The sequence below is a fragment of the Paenibacillus sp. CAU 1782 genome (genome assembly GCF_054551715.1).
The window spans coordinates 358,832-375,670 of the sequence record NZ_JBTOLL010000003.1 but is presented as its reverse complement, the minus strand read 5'-3'; the positions used below and the strand labels follow the sequence as shown (position 1 = coordinate 375,670).

General features: G+C 48.8%; 15 protein-coding genes. 6 read left to right on the top strand and 9 right to left on the bottom strand.

Annotated elements, in window-relative coordinates:
• Nucleotides 1-669: 669 nt before the first annotated feature.
• Both ACX93W_RS12275 and ACX93W_RS12270 read right to left on the bottom strand, forming a co-directional pair.
• Nucleotides 670-1,092 (bottom strand): GNAT family N-acetyltransferase, encoded by a 423-nt coding sequence (locus ACX93W_RS12275; protein WP_459392669.1) that lies wholly within the window; start codon nt 1,090-1,092, stop codon nt 670-672.
• A 142-nt stretch (nt 1,093-1,234) separates the two neighbouring features.
• Nucleotides 1,235-2,356, bottom strand: coding sequence for a 5-methyltetrahydropteroyltriglutamate--homocysteine S-methyltransferase (locus ACX93W_RS12270; RefSeq protein WP_459392657.1), 1,122 nt, complete (start codon nt 2,354-2,356; stop codon nt 1,235-1,237).
• Between the two features lie 230 nt (nt 2,357-2,586).
• Here ACX93W_RS12270 and ACX93W_RS12265 point away from each other — a divergent pair, with 230 nt between their 5' ends.
• On the top strand, nt 2,587-3,402 hold the full coding sequence (locus tag ACX93W_RS12265) for a helix-turn-helix domain-containing protein (protein WP_459392656.1): 816 nt from the start codon (nt 2,587-2,589) through the stop codon (nt 3,400-3,402).
• Nucleotides 3,403-3,413: 11 nt separating this feature from the next.
• Here the strand turns inward: ACX93W_RS12265 and ACX93W_RS12260 are convergent, their stop codons facing one another.
• From ACX93W_RS12260 to ACX93W_RS12230, 7 genes are all read right to left on the bottom strand, one after another.
• Nucleotides 3,414-4,556, bottom strand: a complete 1,143-nt coding sequence (locus ACX93W_RS12260; protein ID WP_459392655.1) for a serine hydrolase domain-containing protein — start codon at nt 4,554-4,556, stop codon at nt 3,414-3,416.
• A 179-nt stretch (nt 4,557-4,735) separates the two neighbouring features.
• Entirely contained in the window at nt 4,736-5,203 is a 468-nt protein-coding gene (locus ACX93W_RS12255; protein ID WP_459392654.1) for a hypothetical protein, read from the bottom strand.
• A 2-nt stretch (nt 5,204-5,205) separates the two neighbouring features.
• Nucleotides 5,206-5,400 carry a helix-turn-helix transcriptional regulator gene (locus ACX93W_RS12250; protein ID WP_459392653.1) on the bottom strand — a complete coding sequence of 65 codons (195 nt, stop codon included), beginning with the start codon at nt 5,398-5,400 and terminating at the stop codon, nt 5,206-5,208.
• A 241-nt stretch (nt 5,401-5,641) separates the two neighbouring features.
• Complete coding sequence (gene murB / locus ACX93W_RS12245) at nt 5,642-6,562, bottom strand: UDP-N-acetylmuramate dehydrogenase (RefSeq protein ID WP_459392668.1); 921 nt, start codon at nt 6,560-6,562, stop codon at nt 5,642-5,644.
• Nucleotides 6,563-7,509: 947 nt separating this feature from the next.
• A complete protein-coding gene (ahpF, locus tag ACX93W_RS12240; RefSeq protein ID WP_459392652.1) occupies nt 7,510-9,039 on the bottom strand; it encodes an alkyl hydroperoxide reductase subunit F in 1,530 nt (509 codons plus the stop codon).
• A 14-nt stretch (nt 9,040-9,053) separates the two neighbouring features.
• Nucleotides 9,054-9,617, bottom strand: a complete 564-nt coding sequence (gene ahpC, locus ACX93W_RS12235; protein ID WP_459392651.1) for an alkyl hydroperoxide reductase subunit C — start codon at nt 9,615-9,617, stop codon at nt 9,054-9,056.
• 200 nt (nt 9,618-9,817) lie between these two features.
• Nucleotides 9,818-11,128 (bottom strand): LLM class flavin-dependent oxidoreductase, encoded by a 1,311-nt coding sequence (locus ACX93W_RS12230; protein WP_459392650.1) that lies wholly within the window; start codon nt 11,126-11,128, stop codon nt 9,818-9,820.
• Between the two features lie 304 nt (nt 11,129-11,432).
• Here ACX93W_RS12230 and ACX93W_RS12225 point away from each other — a divergent pair, with 304 nt between their 5' ends.
• The 5 genes from ACX93W_RS12225 to ACX93W_RS12205 all read left to right on the top strand — a co-directional run bounded on the left by ACX93W_RS12225 (nt 11,433) and on the right by ACX93W_RS12205 (nt 16,814).
• Nucleotides 11,433-12,347, top strand: coding sequence for an amidohydrolase family protein (locus ACX93W_RS12225; protein ID WP_459392649.1), 915 nt, complete (start codon nt 11,433-11,435; stop codon nt 12,345-12,347).
• A 15-nt stretch (nt 12,348-12,362) separates the two neighbouring features.
• Nucleotides 12,363-13,325, top strand: coding sequence for an ABC transporter permease (locus ACX93W_RS12220; protein ID WP_459392648.1), 963 nt, complete (start codon nt 12,363-12,365; stop codon nt 13,323-13,325).
• Nucleotides 13,326-13,340: 15 nt separating this feature from the next.
• Nucleotides 13,341-14,225, top strand: coding sequence for a carbohydrate ABC transporter permease (locus tag ACX93W_RS12215; protein ID WP_459392647.1), 885 nt, complete (start codon nt 13,341-13,343; stop codon nt 14,223-14,225).
• A gap of 77 nt (nt 14,226-14,302) precedes the next feature.
• A complete protein-coding gene (locus ACX93W_RS12210; protein ID WP_459392646.1) occupies nt 14,303-15,964 on the top strand; it encodes a type 2 periplasmic-binding domain-containing protein in 1,662 nt (553 codons plus the stop codon).
• A gap of 16 nt (nt 15,965-15,980) precedes the next feature.
• A complete protein-coding gene (locus ACX93W_RS12205) occupies nt 15,981-16,814 on the top strand; it encodes a sulfurtransferase (protein WP_459392645.1) in 834 nt (277 codons plus the stop codon).
• The last annotated feature ends 25 nt before the right edge of the window (nt 16,815-16,839 follow it).

The following is a 16,839-nucleotide window of genomic DNA, read 5'->3' as shown; positions in this document are numbered from 1 at the left end:
TGAAGCATAGATTTTTTGGCAATGAGGTCTCCCATACCGCTGTAAAATATTGATTGATGTTGGAATTCATGTATATGAATTCTTTCCAATACAATGCATGTCAGGTTCTATGCAAGGCTAGTGGTTCTAATGGCCATATGTGTCCATTAGAATCGAATCTATCCTTTTCTCCCTTCAAAAGCGTCTTCGCTTACTAAATTGAGGCTGTTGGCTGTATTAAAATACTGAGGCGCTAATTGAGCTAAGCTAATTTCTCTAGGTTGTGCGCCAAAAAGCCGATACAGCTTGAGGAGCAACATCCTCGCTGTATCGGCCCAAGAAGTGTATAACTTAAATAACGATTACTCACAACATTCCATATTGCGTGAGCGCTACCTGCAGCACCCGGCAAATCATACCTACTAACAATTCTCGACAAATAAACACTTTCAGCAATCCCGCCAGATCAGCACTTCCTGCTATCGACTCTGCCTACAATGCTTGTCAATTCAACACTTCCAGCTATCTTGTCAGGTCAGGACTACTCACAATTCGCCAAATAAGCGCTGCCTTCAACTCTCGTCAGACCAGCTCTTTCCGCACTCCTTGTCAGACCAGCTCTTTCCGCACTCCTTGTCAGATCAGCTCTTTCCGCACTCCTTGTCAGACCAGCTCTTTCCGCACTCCCCGTCAAATCAGCTTATCCGTATAAACAATCGTAATAAAAGACGGCTCGTACTTGATGTCCCAATCGGGGCGGTAACCCAGCTTTTCATAAAAGCCCACCGCTCCATCCTGGCTGGTTATGATGATTTTTTCGGCTCCGAACTCCTTCGCCCAACGCTCCGTCGCTTCAATAAGCATGCGGCCGCAGCCTTTGCCCTGGTATTCCGCCGCAACGCAGACGCGTTCGATTTTGGCCGTTTTCTCATCTATGATGTTTAGCCTGGCCGCCGCAACCGGTTCGCTTCCGTCCAGCAGGAGCATATAGTTCGCCTGCTCGCCGTCATGCTGGTCAAACTCCAACTCCAGAGGAATGTTCATGCCTTTGACCATCGTATTGATGCGAACATAATAAACAGCCGCCCTTTGCCAGGTTTCGGTTACCCTCACTTCCTGCAAATAAACACCTCCCCCTCGTTAGAGGTTCCGCCTTATGTGGTGAAGCGCCACGTTTGGTATCGGCGCCAGCTCTATCGAACCAACCGAACCACCAGAACCAGCCGAACCAACTCGACTTTTTCAACGCGCACGATCAGTTATTGCCCCAAACCTCATCCGTAATTTCCTTAATGAGACGAAGCTTCGCCCATTGCTCTTCCTCGGTCAAAATATTGCCTTCTTCCGTAGAAGCAAAGCCGCATTGCGGGCTCAAATAAAGACGGTCCAGCTCAACGTATTGGGAAGCTTCGCGGATTCGTTGAATAATCTCCGCTTTGTCCTCCAGCTCCGGCGTTTTGGAAGTGATCAGGCCGAGCACGACCTTTTTGTTTTTGCCGACATAACGCAATGGCTCGAAACCTCCGGCTCTATCGGAATCGTATTCCAGATAATAGGCATCCACGTTTTGTTTGGCGAACAACGCCTCCGCAACCGGCTCATACCCCCCAGAGGTCGCCCAAGAGGAACGGAAATTGCCCCGGCATACATGCGTGGTGATGACCAAATCTTCAGGACGGTCGGCCAACACAAGGTTGTTGATTCTAAGCTTTTCTTCCTTTCGCTGCTCATCGGTGCTTCTGTCCTGATCAAACGCTTTGGAGCGCCCGTCAAAAAATTGTCCCCAAGAGCAGTCATCCAGCTGGACGTTGCGGCAGCCGGCATCATACAAATCGCCGATGACGTTCCTGTACGCCTTTACAATATCCTGGATCAGCTCTTCCCTGTCGGGATAAAACTGATTGGTGTTGTCTATATTTTTGGGCGATATCAGAAGATGCAGAAACTGCGTTGGCGAAGGAATCGTCTGACGCGCCGCGATATCATCGCCAGCTATGCTTTTGACATATTTGAAATGCTCCAGGAAGGGATGGTTTTTCCCTCCGATCTTGCCACTGAGCTCGGCGGATTCAGAACGGGTTTCTGCGCTTTTGAATACGTTGGTGGAATCGCTGGTTGTTTTGCTAACGCCTTGCAATCCCCAAAAGAAGTCCAGATGCCACCAGCTTCTGCGGAATTCCCCGTCGGTCGCTACCTTCAGGCCGGCTTCCTTCTGCTTCTTCACCAAATCGGCAATGGTCTGGTCCTCTACGGCTTTTAACTCCTCGGCCGAAAACTCTCCTTTGGCAAACTTCTCTCTTGCCGCCTTCAATTCCTGGGGCCGCAAAAAGCTGCCTACAACGTCAAAACGAAATGGAGCTGCGCCTGGTTTGCTCATTACAATTCCTCCCTTTATCTCTTAAACAAAGTAAATTCATGCGGTTTTACTGATTTTAGAATACGATTCCCAAGAAATATAGTAAAAAAAAGAACCGCTGCCATGTGCCCGAAGACATTGACAACTATTCTGGAAGCAGTAAAATAATATAAAATCTATTTTTCCAATAGACTAAGTCGGCATTATTGCAGCTGATTGTTAGACAACCAGAAGAAAGGAGCTCCTGTTCCATGACACCTACGCGCCGTTCAGCCATTTATCAGCCTTCTCAGCCGCTTCTGGAGAAAGCGCTGAGCCAGTTTTCCGAAGCGCGCTCCAAAAGTTCGTCGTTATTTAACGGAGGCCTCATTTTTTCCGGCCACTATGTTGACGCTTCTTATATCAATCAAGCCACCATCATTCCCGACGGCTGCGTCCATCTGGTCATTTGCTGCCACCCGGAACACCCGTCAGCCAACCTATGCGGCAATTTGTACCAAGGTACGGAAGGGCTTTTTGTCCGCCCGGCATGCCATTATTTTTCTATTTGCTTCTTGCCGGGGTATGCGGAGCATTTCTTCAAACACCCCATCGGCATGTTTAGCGGCCAGGAAATTCCGGTGCAGGATGTGCTGCCGCATGCAAATGTGCTGTTGTCCAGAGTGGCTGAAGCTTCCGGCTTTGAGGAGCGGATTGCCGCTTTTGAAAGCTACTATAACGACTATATCCGGGATGAGCTGGAAATTAATCCATTGGTGAAATACGCGACCGAAAAAATTATCCAATCCCACGGTAATCTCAATGTTGCGGATTTATCCCGCGACTCCGGATATTCCACCCGGTATATGGTCAAAACCTTCGAGAAGCATGTTGGCTTGTCTCCCAAGCTGTTCAGCCGCATCATGCGGTTTCAGCATGTCGTGCAAAACCTGGAGGGCAGCCAATACCGCCAAATGCTGGACCATATTTACGAGCTGGGTTATTGCGATCAAAATCATTTTATTAAAGAGTTTAAGGAATTCAGCCGCTTTACGCCCAAACATTACGTGCAGCGGCTTCATCCCTGACCGATAAGGAGTTAATCCTCAATAGCGGACATAATCATGTTGCTGTACAGATCTGTGCCGCAGTCGGTGTAATGACTGTAAACGGAGAAGTATACGCCAACCACTTCCCTCACCGGATCAACCCACAGGAAAGTGCCGCCAGCACCGCCATGCGAAAAGGTTTGCGGCGAACACAAGGAGCCGTATTCGTCCCTTTTGTTTCCTTGAATACTCCAGCCAAGACCCCATGAGGCTTCAGTGAAGAACATATCCCCCCAACTTGCCGGTATGCCGGGAATTTGGTTTCGGGTCATCGTTTCAATGGAAGCTTTGCTCAAAATTCTAACGTCGCCGTAAGTGCCTTTGTTCAGGTACATCTGTGCGAATATCGCCATATCAATGGCCGTAGAGTAAGCTCCGCTTGAAGCGGAAGGCTCAACCATATGCTGCAAGGTCCCCGCCCATCGATCCGGGCCATCGGGGTTTCGCTGAACAACCCGGTGCTGCAATGATTCTGGAACCACATAATGCGTATCCTTCATGCCGAGCGGCTCAAAAATCCTTATTCTAGCAAAGTCGTCCAGCGACTGTCCGCTAACCCGCCTAATTATTTCCCCTAACAACTCATATCCGTAGCCGCAATAGGACATTTCCGTGCCTGGCGTTTTCCAGAGAGGGGCATCATATCCCAAATAGAGATATTCATGAAGATCGGGATCTTGTGTAGGAGAAGGAGGCGGGATAATTACGCCATCCTTTTTCTTTTGCGAATGGGCATAAATAGTCTCTCCGTTCATTCCGGATGTGTGAGTCAACAAGTGATGAACGGCCACGTTGGCTTTTCCCTCGCCAACAAACTCCGGGATATAATAGGAAACGGAGCGGTTTAGCCCCAGTTTGCCGTCTTCCACCAGGATCATGGCTGCTGTTGCGGTAATTGCTTTGCTGATGGAGGCCAGTGGAAACAAGGTATCAAGCCGAAGTGGCGGCGCGTCGTTTTCGTAGGCCGCTGCACCAAATGCTTCCTGTAATACAACGGTTCCTCTTCGTGCGGCAAAAACCGCCAGGGCGGGCAACTTCCCCTCCTCTACCCACTTGGCCGCCGTATCCCGGGCATGCTTTATTTTAGCATGTGACATGTATACGCTCTCTGGATTGCCTGCTGTTAGAATCATCTATTCATCCTCCTCTATACCTGCATCTCTCCATTTAAACCCTAAATATTCCAAACTGTCAATGAATAACGATATAGGCTGAATGGATGATCCTTATCATTTGCCTTTTTTCCCAAAACAAAAAGAACAACAAACCGGCTTCATCAAGCTGGTTTGCCGTTCAGGTTGGATCAATCTTACTATCCTTCTGTCCCGGAATTGCTTCTGCATAGCAGATGACGCAGCAGACTTTGAATGGTGATCGAACCCAGCAGCAGCACTAACAAAATCCACCAGCCCGCCGATACAAAAATTTCTTCCGGATAAATAAACGTATACCCGAAATACGTTAAAAACAATAAGCCTTGCAGCATCTTAAAGGTTTTGGCATCCGCTTCGTTATGGAGGGCAATCAGTCGTTCATCATTTTCCTTAATGATGGTTTTTCTCATGGCCTGGGGCGAGTTTTTTAGTCTGAAGAGCTTCATGAATGACGATAACGCCAGGCTTAAGGGGAGAAGCGACAATGCCATTAATGCCTTGTGGTTGTTAAATAGAGTGGAATCCACGGCTTTCACAACAAACCCCGCCGCGAGCAAAAGAATTCCGGCAATCAATGCGGCAGCCATGATCATTTTTGCGTCTTTTATAGATTTTTCACCTTTCATCGTCATTCCTCCCAAAATAAATCGTCTAACGTTTTATTCAACGCCTTGCAGATGTCGATGCACAGCTTGAGGGTTGGATTATAGCTCCCCGATTCGATTAAATTTATCGTCTGCCTGGTCACGCCAACAATCTCGGCTAACCGTTCCTGCGATAAATCGGCTTCCACTCTGGCTAATTTCATTTTTTTATTTTTCATCCAAATCCTCCCTTCTCCTACATCCTAACACCTCACCTTACATAATGTCAAATATATATTACATTTAGTACAGAAAAACAGACATTAATCCACCCAATCTAATTCACCGTGTTGCCCCCACCCCATAGCATCACGATGGAAATAAAAAAAGACCCGTGCTCCTTGAGCGCGGGCCAATGCAATGTCTGCTGCAATAGCAGGATCTACTATGTTGTTCTTGGCTACGGCGACTACTCGTTTTTTAACCCTGTGGTTGATCGCCAATTATCTTTACTTCCGTTTCAAGCTCGACGTCAAATTTTTCTTTCACCGTCTTTTTAACGTGCGCAATCAGTTCCAGGTAATCGGTTGAGGTTGCGTGGTCAATATTTACGATAAATCCGGCATGTTTGGTCGAAACTTCCGCTCCGCCGATTCTGAGACCCTGCAGACCGCTGTCTGAAATCAGCTTGCCCGCAAACATATTGGGCGGACGCTTGAACACGCTGCCGCATGATGGATATTCCAATGGCTGCTTATCCTCGCGCAGATTTGTGAATTCATCCATTTTCCCCTGGATGTCCGCCAGCTCTCCTTTTTCAAGCCGGAAAACCGCATTCATTACAATGTAGCCTTCCCTCTCAAAAATGCTGGAGCGATAACCAAATTGGAATTGCGAAGCATCCAGAGACTTGATTTCCCCTGATTTGGTCAATATGGTTGCTTGCTCCAGCACAAAAGAAACCTCGCCGCCGTAAGCTCCCGCGTTCATCATCAAGGCCCCTCCGACGCTTCCGGGAATACCGCAAGCAAACTCCAGGCCGGACAAGGAGAAATCTCTCGCCGTACGCGACACATCGATAAAGCTTGCGCCGCATTCCGCTATGATTCGGCATTCATCCACCAAAATCGTATTCAAACGGTTCATGTTCAACACAATGCCTCGAATGCCGCTATCGCGAACAATGACATTGCTGCCGAACCCCAGCACCGTCAGCGGTATCTTCCTCGCATGGGCAATTCTAACCACCTCGGCGGTTTCTTCCAGGGAAGAGGGCTGCACATAATAGTCGGCTTTTCCGCCAACCTTGATAAAGGTGCGTTCCTTCATCTCTTCATTCCTATAAATGTTCATATGGGGACAGGCTGTTGTAAGTTCATTTAAAACAGAGTAGTCGTTCAGGATGGAGCCTCCTCTTCATCGTCATGCGGACTTTCATAATTGCATCTCTTATATTATACATACCGTTGTCATAAATGTACGAAAAAGATACGTCAAAAATGATCATTCCTCAATTTGTCACAAAAGTTTGATGAAGGATTGGAATTTCAAAGATGGAGATACCGTGGATATTATTAGCGCCTGATTTCACTAAGCAAGAGTGTCAAACACGTTAGACGATCATCTTTTTTCGAAATGGACATGGACAGCTGCCTTTTGCCCGTCTAGCGGTCACCGATGACCACTAGAACCCAAAATGGGTGCATTCGTTTCAGCTAACGGTCACCTCTGTCCTTTAGATGCTCAAAAGTCGCGTTTCGGGGATGAATGTAAGCTTTTACGGTCATGGATGACCTTTAAACATGGACATTGCATCAAAACAAGGCTTTAACGGTCATGGATGTCCATTACGTACAGTATGTCCATAGCGTACAGGATGTCCGTAACGTGCAGGATGTCCATTGCATACTGGATGTCCATTACGTACAGGATGTCCATAGCGTTCAGGATGTCCGTACGTGCAGGATGTCCATTGCATACTGAATGTCAATTACGTACAGGATGTCCATAGCGTACAGGATGTCCGTACGTGCAGGATGTCCATTGCATACAGGATGTCCGCAGCGTGCAGGTAGCTTCTGGCTCTGGCACTCCGCAAAGACGCCGCGCACCCTTTACAAGCCGAATTTTGCAATCGGAAGCCCCTTGTCCCGCAGTATTTGACCTCTATCGAGGTCAAGCACTACTTTCTGTTTTGATCCCAAAAGAAGCCTCGAAAGTTCTGTCGATAGCCGGTTCTCCTTGATGCAAACGCTTGTTGCAGCGATCTGCGCCAAAGGAGAATTTATCCGGCATCGGACACGAACCTCCGAGGCTTCCTAGAAATATGTTTTTATATAAAGGGTTGGTTAGTTTCGAATCAAATAATCGAAAGCGCCTAAAGCAGCGGTAGCGCCGGAACCCATGGAAATAATGATTTGCTTGAACGGGCCGTTGGTACAGTCGCCGGCGGCATAAACGCCTGGCAAGCTGGTTGCGCCGCGTTGATCCACCACGATTTCACCCATACGAGTACGCTCAAGAGTATCTCCAAGCCATTCCGTATTAGGAACCAAGCCGATTTGTACGAATACGCCTTGCAGCTCGACATGCTTCACTTCCCCGCTATCGCGCTCCGTGTACGAAATTCCGTTAACCTTGTCGGTGCCGGTAATTTCTTTTGTCTGAACATTCGTCAGAACAGTCACGTTTGGAAGGCTATGCAGCCGTTTCTGCAGAACGAGATCCGCTTTCAGTTCAGGCATGTATTCCAGTACCGTCACATGGCTGACAATGCCGGCCAAGTCGATAGCAGCTTCGATTCCGGAGTTGCCTCCTCCAATAACCGCAACGTGTTTGCCCGCAAACAACGGACCGTCGCAATGAGGACAATAAGCAACGCCTTTATTTTTAAATTCCGCCTCGCCCGGAACGCCAACATTACGCCAACGAGCACCGGTGGACAGAATTACCGTTTTGCTTTTCAGAACCGCGCCATTCTCCAGTTCTACCTCGATAAGCTCCTTCTTCTCCAGGCGTTTAGCCCGCTGAAGCTTCATTACGTCTACATTGTATTCTTTTACATGCTCTTCAAGACTAGCCGCCAGCTTGGCGCCTTCGGTATATTTGACGCTGATAAAGTTTTCGATGCCGACGGTATCCATCACTTGGCCGCCGAAACGTTCGGCAACGATACCCGTGCGAATGCCTTTGCGCGCCGCATAAATCGCGGAGCTTGCGCCAGCCGGGCCTCCACCGATTACCAATACGTCAAATGGTTCTTTGTCCGAAAATACCGATGCATCCGGAGCATCAACCAGCTTGGCGATAATTTCTTCAATGGTCATACGACCGCTGCCGAAAAATTCGCCGTTCAGGAACACGGTTGGTACCGCCATAATCTCCTTGCTTTCGACTTCTTCCTTAAATACGGCTCCGTCGATCATCGTATGGGAGATTCCGGGATTGAGCAGGCTCATCAAATTAAGCGCCTGAACAACGTCCGGACAGTTATGACAGGTTAAGCTGATATAGGATTGAAACGTATAATTGCCTTTAATGCTTTTGATTTCATCGATAACGCTTTGATCTACCTTCGGAGCTCGACCGCTCACCTGAAGCAGCGCCAGAACGAGCGAAGTAAACTCGTGTCCGAGCGGAATGCCGGCGAAAACAATCCCCGTATCTTCTCCCACCCGGTTTACGCTAAAGCTCGGTGTTCTTTCCAGCCCAGCTTCCTCTATCGTAATTCGGGGTGACATGCTGGCCAGCTCATTCAGCAGAGCCAACATGTCTTTGGATACGGCATCGTCGGGCGATGCGCTTGCTTTGATCAGCACATCGCCTTCCAAGAGCTGAAGGTATTGGTCGAGTTGTTGTTTGATATCCGAATCCAACACCGTAAAGCCCCCCTTTAGATTTTGCCTACAAGATCAAGACCCGGCTTCAATGTTTGCGAACCTTCTTGCCATTTGGCAGGGCAAACTTCGCCCGGATTCGTGCGAACATATTGCGCCGCTTTGATTTTGTTAACCAGCGTGCTTGCATCGCGGCCGATACCGCCTGCATTGATTTCCACCGTTTGGATAACGCCGTCCGGATCGATGATGAACGTGCCACGGTCAGCCAGGCCGTCCGCTTCGATCAATACATCGAAGTTGCGGGAAATCGTGTGCGACGGGTCGCCGATCATGATGTACGTGATTTTGCCGATCGTTTCGGAGCTGTCATGCCAAGCTTTATGTGTAAAGTGAGTGTCCGTCGATACGGAGTATACTTCTACGCCAAGCGATTTCAATGTTTCATATTGATCTTGCAGGTCGCCAAGCTCAGTTGGGCAAACAAAGGTAAAGTCGGCTGGATAGAAACATACCACGCTCCATTTGCCTTTGAAATTTTCTTCAGTAACGTCGATAAACTTGCCATTGTGGTACGCGGAAGCCTTAAATGGTTTAACTTCTGTTCCAATCAGAGACATAGTTGAAATTCCTCCCAGAGTTTTTTATTTGTTTTAGAAGTATACTTGAGAATCATTAACCTTTTGTAATCATTATTATATACTCCTTGTTTTAAAGAATACCATCGTTTCATCCATTGCGCATGAAGAATAGATGAACAAAGTATGTTTTTTACATGAAAACCCACAACAATAACTGTTATATCCTGCTAGCTGCTATTTCATACAGACACCAGCCCCAGATTCTCCCGCAATGTATCTCCGCTGTAGGCATCCGGGAACAAACCTCTCCTTTTCAGCTCGGGAACCACCTCCTCCAGAAACAAATCGATGTCGTCATCATTAAGCTGGGGCATGATGTTAAAGCCGTCCGCCGCTCCGCTCTCAAACCAATGCTCCATAACGTCAGCTACCTGGCTGGGTGTTCCTGCGATTTTTAAATCGCCATTGCCGACCCAATAGTTCTCCAGCACCTCCAGAATACTTAACGGCTGTTTGTCGACTACGGATTTAATCATTTTATGAAAGGATTGATAGGCATTAACCTCGCTAGGCTCCGGCAATTGGGGAAACGGGGCATCCAGCGGATAAGCGGAAAAATCAATACCCAGCATATTGGACATCGACATAAGCGCTCTTTCTATAGAAGTTAATTTCTGCAACGCATCGGCTTTTTCCTTTGCTTCCTTTTCTGTTTTTCCTACAACGACGTGCAAACCCGGCAATATTTTGAGACTGTCTCTGGATCTGCCCCACCGTTCCAGCCTTCCCTTCAAATCGCTATAGAACTGTTGTCCTTCCTCCAACGTGCGCTGGATGGTGAAAATAACCTCCGCATACCGGGCGGCAAGCTCCTTCCCTTCATCCGAAGACCCCGCCTGCACCATAAGCGGTCTCCCCTGCGGCGATCGCATTATATTTAAAGCGCCCTTCACCGAAAAATATTTGCCTTGATGGAAGATGTCCCTCACCTTCCCGGGATCGGCGTAAAATCCGGTTTGCTGGTCTTGAACAAGCGCATCTCCGTCCCAGCTATCCCACAGCTTCAGCACAACTTCGGCAAATTCGGATGCTCTCTCGTACCGCTCCGAATGGGAAGGCAGATGCTCCAGCCCGAAATTGGCCGCAGTCCGGTCTACCCCGGTTGTGACCATGTTCCAGCCTGCCCGCCCCCCGCTAATATGATCCAGAGAAGAGAAGCTTCTAGCCAAATTATACGGTTCGGAAAAGCTGGTTGAGACCGTGGCGATCAAACCAATCTTTTCAGTAACAGCTGCAATGGCGGATAACAGCGTCACGGGTTCAAACCCAAAGATGGGAGCATGCTGCACCGCTTTAACTTCGACAGACAAACCGTCGGCAATAAACAGGGAGTCCAGCCGTGCCGCTTCCGCCTTTTGCGCCAACTTAAGAAAATAGTTGTGATTGTGGATTTCGGCGGGCTTGGTATTGGGATGGCGCCATGCTCCCCGATGCGATCCTGCATTGCTTAAAACAAGGTTTAAGATCATTCTTCGCTTCAATTCGCTCATCGTCATCACCTTTGCGCACGGTATGGACCCGTTGTTTTTTTGAACATTGTAAATCAACAAGACAAGATTTGTAAACTATCCTTATAGGAATAATATGAATTTTAATTGCGATTGTTGACAATTTCCAATTAGGGGTGTACGCTTCATAAAACAAACTAATCTTATCGGAAATATTTTATATCAAAACAGCCGAAAACCGGACAGCCGGACACGGACCCCTCTGACCTTGAGCTTGCAAGCTCCAGCGATGGTGTGCGTGTTTTTTTCTTTTCAGGAGAGGTTGCATTATAGGGGAGGAACAAACATGTTGTTTGCCAATGACTTTAAAGTATTTGATATCCACGGGCATTTGCCCTATCCTATGCCGTTTCTTTCATCCAACGAAATCCATCAGGCCAGAAACAGCGAGCGCTCCCGGCAGATGCGACTGACTTGGGACTTTCCGGAGGGAAACCATGCCCCCGACGATGACAGCAGGCCGTTAGCGGATCGCTGGATAGAGTCGCTGGACGCGCACAATATCGGCGGCATCAATTTTTTGACGGCGGCCAATAATGACGAATTGTCGGCGCAAATCGCCAGACATCCACACCGGCTGACCGGCTTTGCGCATCATGCCATCGAAAGCCCCGATGCAAGGGATGAGCTGGTTAGAGCGGTCGATGAGCTTGGGCTGCGGGGTTACAAAATTTTCGCCCCGATGGTTCAAATCCCGTTCCATGATCCAACGCTTCAGCCGGTCTGGACATTTTTGGCGGAGCGGCGGCTGCCGGTTTTGATCCACTTCGGCCTGCTGGGTCACACCGGGGGCATCGTCCAGCATGCCAACATCAATCCTTTGGCCATATTTAATGTCGCCCGGCAATATCCGACCATCCCCATCATCATCCCTCATTTTGGAGCCGGGTATTTTCAGGAATTGCTTCATTTATGCTGGGGCTGCCCCAATATCTACATCGATACCTCCGGCTCCAACCAATGGATTCGCTGGACGCCGTATGAGTTGACTCTTGAGCACTTGTTCCGCAAAACCTACGAGCTGATCGGGCCGGAGAGAATTATTTTTGGCACCGACTCCAATAGCCTGCCGCGAGGTTTTATTAACCGTTACTTGCAGGAGCAGGTGAGGATTGCCCGAGAGCTGCGTTTTCGGGAGGAAGAGATTGAAGCCATTTTCGGCAACAATGCGCGCCATTTACTGGGGCTTCCACAACAATAGCCGGGAGGGTAGATCATGAGGGAGTTGACCAAGCCGCTGGCTGTGCGCCGGAAAAAGCAAGCTGCTATACCGCTGCCTTATTGGCTGCGAAGCTTCAAAAGAAACTGGGACTTATACCTGCTTATTGCCCCGGTCATCGCTTATTTTATTTTGTTCGAATATACGCCTATGTACGGAGTGTTGATCGCCTTTAAGGATTTTGCCGCGTCAAAAGGCATTTGGGATAGCCCCTGGGCGGGCTTCACCCATTTTGAACGTTTTTTCAACAGCTATTATTTTGAGCGGCTGCTCACCAACACATTAGGCATCAGCTTCTATCAGCTTGCCGTCGGTTTTCCGGCGCCCATCCTCCTTGCGCTGTGTATTAATGAAGTTCAAAAAAAATGGTTCAAAAGCTTTGTCCAAACGATCACCTACGCGCCTCATTTCCTGTCCACCGTTGTATTTGTTGGCATCATCATGCTGTTTTTGTCGCCGCAATACGGCATCGTCAACAAGCTGCTGGAATGGACCGGCTTTCAGCCTGTTTCCTTTATGACCGATCCCGGCTGGTTTAAAAGCATCTATGTTTTTTCAGGCGTGTGGCAGCATATGGGCTGGAGCTCCATCATTTATCTTGCCGCCTTAACCGCCATCGATCCCGGGCTGCATGAAGCGGCCCGCATCGACGGGGCATCGCGTTGGCAAAGAATCCGCCATATCAACATCCCGGGCATTTTTCCGACAATCATGGTGCTGCTCCTTCTGCAGATTGGCTCTATGATGGGCATCGGCTTTGAAAAAGCCTTCCTGATGCAAAACGCTTTGAATATGGAAGCTTCGGATATTATTTCGACCTATGTATACCGGACGGGAATTATTGAAGGGCAATTCAGCTTCTCGACCGCCGTTGGGCTGTTTAACTCCGTTGTTAATCTGCTGCTTCTGCTGATTGCCAATACTGCGGCCCGAAAATTGACGCAAACCAGCCTGTGGTAAAAGGAGGAGAGGGTTTTGCATATTGCGGGAAAGGAAGACCGTTTTTTCAATCTGTTCATTTATATCTTCCTTGGCTTCGTGGCGCTTATCGTGTTTTACCCCCTGTTTTTTGTCGCTATCGCTTCGATCAGCAATCCGCAAGCCGTTGTTTCGGGAGAGGTCTGGCTTTGGCCAAAAGGCATCCATTACAGCGGCTATGTCAAAATAGTCGGTAACCTTGAGCTGCGGCAAGGTTTTATCAATACACTGCTCTACACCATTGCGGGAACGGCAATTAATCTTGCCTTAACGATTTGCGCCGCTTATCCCTTATCGCGCAGAGACTTTGCCGGGCGGAAAACCATCATGCTGTTTCTGCTGTTCACTCTCTTTTTCAGCGGGGGCATGATTCCGACCTACTTGCTCATTCGCGACCTGGGCATGATCAATACCGTATGGGCGATGATTCTGCCAAACGCGGTGTCTGTCGTAAATATCATCATTATGCGGACGTACTTTCAATCCGCGTTACCCTCGGACATTCAGGAAGCCGCCTTAATCGACGGAAGCAGCAACCTGAGATTGCTGAGGCAAATCGTATTGCCGTTATCCATGCCCATCATAGCCGTCATGATCCTGTTTTACAGCGTGACGCATTGGAATGCCTATTTTAACGCCATGCTGTACCTGAACAACCGCGAGCTTTATCCCCTTCAGCTTTTGCTGCGCGAAATTTTGGTTCAGAGCGATATGCAGGATATGGTCTCCTTAGGCGACGACTCGCTGGTCAATCATCTCTGGAATGTGGAGTCGATCAAATATGCCGCCGTTATTGCGGCAAATCTTCCGGTATTGCTGCTTTATCCATTCCTGCAAAAATACTTTGTGAAAGGAGCTCTCATCGGTTCTGTGAAAGGTTGATCGTTCGTCCCAATGCTAAAACCAAATTTTTGGAATCGCATTTGTAGGAAACTAATAAACATGGAGGTCGTTGAGTCATGAAAAAACAAAAAGCTTTCATTCATACTTTTGTTCTTACCCTTGTTCTGTCCCTGGGGCTGACGGCCTGCAGCAGCAATGGAGGGGGAAGCGTCAGTCAAAGCCCGGAAAACGCCGAAAAAGCGCAAGAGTCGCAGAAAGCGTCGGAAGCCCCAGCAAAGAATTTGAACGATACCGGCTTCCCGATCACAAAAGAACCCATTTCTCTGAAAATATTTGCAGGCAAATCCGCCACTACGGCGGCAAACTGGAATGAAACACTCATCTGGAAGGAATATGCGAAGCAGACCAACATCAATGTCGACTTTGAGCTGGTCCCGTTTGATGCGTTGCCGGAAAAACGCAATCTGGTTATCACAAGCAACGCGCTGCCCGATGCTTTTCATACTGCGCAATTTCCGGCAGCGGATCTGTTGAAGTACGGTCAGGAAGGCATTTTCGTCAAGTTGAATGACCTCATCGATCAATATGCGCCCAACTTCAAGGAGCTGCTGGAGAACTATCCTGAAATTAAAAAAGCGGTAACGATGGCCGACGGAAACATTTATTCATTCCCGACTGCCGTTGATCCCGAGTTTACGACAGCGGTGACGAACAACAAGCTCTGGATCAATCAGGAGTGGCTCGACAAGCTGTCTCTCTCCGAGCCGTCCACCATTGATGAGCTGTACAACTATCTGAAGGCGGTTAAAGAAACCGATCTAAACGGCAATGGCCAATCCGATGAAATCCCGTTTGGCAGCGTCGGCATCACTCCTCTGGTGCAGTATTTGAGAGGTTCCTGGGGACTTGGCAACCGAGGCGCGGGACATCCTCTCGCCGACCTCGATCCCGACACAAATACCGTTCGCTTTATTCCGACGGACCCGAAATACAAGGAGCTTCTGCAATTCATTAATAAACTCTACCAAGAGGGATTAATCGACAAAGAAATTTTCACCATCAAAAGTCCGGAGTTTATATCAAAAGGCTCTCAGGGGGTATACGGCTCTCTGATTACAACCAATCCCGAAACGCTGATGGGGCAGGACTCTTACGTTGGCGGAGCGGCATACCAGGGGCCTTACGGCGATCATCTCTTCTCCTTGACCAGACCAAGAGTTTCCTATCCGGGTTCATTCGTGATTACCGGCAAAAATGATCATCCCGAAGCAACGGTGCGCTGGATCGACTATTTCTACGGCGATGAAGGCATCAAGCTGTTCCTTATGGGAATCAAAGACGTGACGTATCAGGAGCTGCCCGACGGAAGTCTGGAGTTTGTGGACGAAATCAAGCAAAACCCGCAAGGCTTGACGGTGGAGCAGGCGCTGATCCAATATGTGACATGGCCTGGCGGCCGGTATCCGGCGATGGTGAAGCAGAAGTATTTTAAAGGGGCGGAAAGCCTTCCTTCCTCAAGCGCGGCGACAGAAAAAGTAAAGGATGATATTCTGAAAGAGGTTTGGCCGATATTCCATTATCCGCTCCAGGACAACACGCGTTTTCAAACGCTGGATAAGGAAATCAACACGTATGTTACGGAATGGGAAGCCAAATTTATTTTTGGAGATACACCGTTTAGCGAATGGGATACCTTTATTGAAAACTTCAAAAAGCTAGGTTTGGATGAGTATTTGAAGCTATATGATGATGCATATCAGCGCTACTTGGAAGGTTAATGATAGGAGGGACAATATGGCCTATGAAAATCAAGACCTGCTTGTAGACGTGAACTGGCTTGAGCAGCATATTGGGAAATCAAACCTTCTGGTGCTGGATGTTCGGAAGGAAGGCTTCCAGCAGGGGCATATTCCGGGCGCGCGCCATTTGCGCTCCGAGCTTCTGAAGCATCCCAATGCCATTGATGTCGCCCCGTTGTATACGGTGCGAGAGGCATTGGAGGAAATCGGCTACAGCGATGACGTTGACTTGGTTATCTATGACGATGGCAAAAGCGCATTGGCTGCCCGCGTCTTTTATGTGCTGGAATATTACGGTTTGCGTGGACGCGTCCGGCTTCTGCATGGAGGATTTACCGCCTGGAAGTCGGCCGGCAAGCCAATTCAGGAGGACTCCCCCGACTCGCTGTCCCGTCATAAACGAGGGCAGTGGACGAGGGCAAGAAGCCATCCTGAGCTGTTAACGACCAAGGCGCAGCTTGAATCGGCGCCTTCAAGCATTTTGCTGCTGGATGTGCGGTCCAGGGACGAATATACCGGCGCTGACAAGCGGAATAACCGGAAGGGCGGCCATATTCCCGGCGCGGTCCAGTTGGAATGGCAAGCCGCGCTGAACCTTGATGCGCCGGACGGCGTGCCCTATTTTAAACAGGAAGAGGAATTAACCGCTCAATTGGAAGCAATTGGCGTAACCAGGGACAACATCATTGTCCCTTATTGTCAGCTCAACTCCCGCGGCGCCCATACGTATTTCATCCTCCGGCTGCTGGGTTACCCGGATGTTCGCCCCTATGAAGGCGCATGGCAAGAATGGGGAAACGACGAAGAAACCGCCGTTTCCACACGATAGTCGGAGCTGGAGAGGGTACAATTCT

What these genes read in the sequence shown, in the direction of transcription:
- ACX93W_RS12270 (WP_459392657.1), bottom strand. Translation starts at nt 2,356, where the DNA reads ATGAGCAAACCAGGCGCAGCTCCATTTCGTTTTGACGTTGTAGGCAGC.
- ACX93W_RS12265 (WP_459392656.1), top strand. Translation starts at nt 2,587, where the DNA reads ATGACACCTACGCGCCGTTCAGCCATTTATCAGCCTTCTCAGCCGCTT.
- ACX93W_RS12260 (WP_459392655.1), bottom strand. Translation starts at nt 4,556, where the DNA reads ATGATTCTAACAGCAGGCAATCCAGAGAGCGTATACATGTCACATGCT.
- ACX93W_RS12255 (WP_459392654.1), bottom strand. Translation starts at nt 5,203, where the DNA reads ATGAAAGGTGAAAAATCTATAAAAGACGCAAAAATGATCATGGCTGCC.
- ACX93W_RS12250 (WP_459392653.1), bottom strand. Translation starts at nt 5,400, where the DNA reads ATGAAAAATAAAAAAATGAAATTAGCCAGAGTGGAAGCCGATTTATCG.
- ahpC (WP_459392651.1), bottom strand. Translation starts at nt 9,617, where the DNA reads ATGTCTCTGATTGGAACAGAAGTTAAACCATTTAAGGCTTCCGCGTAC.
- ACX93W_RS12230 (WP_459392650.1), bottom strand. Translation starts at nt 11,128, where the DNA reads ATGAGCGAATTGAAGCGAAGAATGATCTTAAACCTTGTTTTAAGCAAT.
- ACX93W_RS12225 (WP_459392649.1), top strand. Translation starts at nt 11,433, where the DNA reads ATGTTGTTTGCCAATGACTTTAAAGTATTTGATATCCACGGGCATTTG.
- ACX93W_RS12220 (WP_459392648.1), top strand. Translation starts at nt 12,363, where the DNA reads ATGAGGGAGTTGACCAAGCCGCTGGCTGTGCGCCGGAAAAAGCAAGCT.
- ACX93W_RS12210 (WP_459392646.1), top strand. Translation starts at nt 14,303, where the DNA reads ATGAAAAAACAAAAAGCTTTCATTCATACTTTTGTTCTTACCCTTGTT.
- ACX93W_RS12205 (WP_459392645.1), top strand. Translation starts at nt 15,981, where the DNA reads ATGGCCTATGAAAATCAAGACCTGCTTGTAGACGTGAACTGGCTTGAG.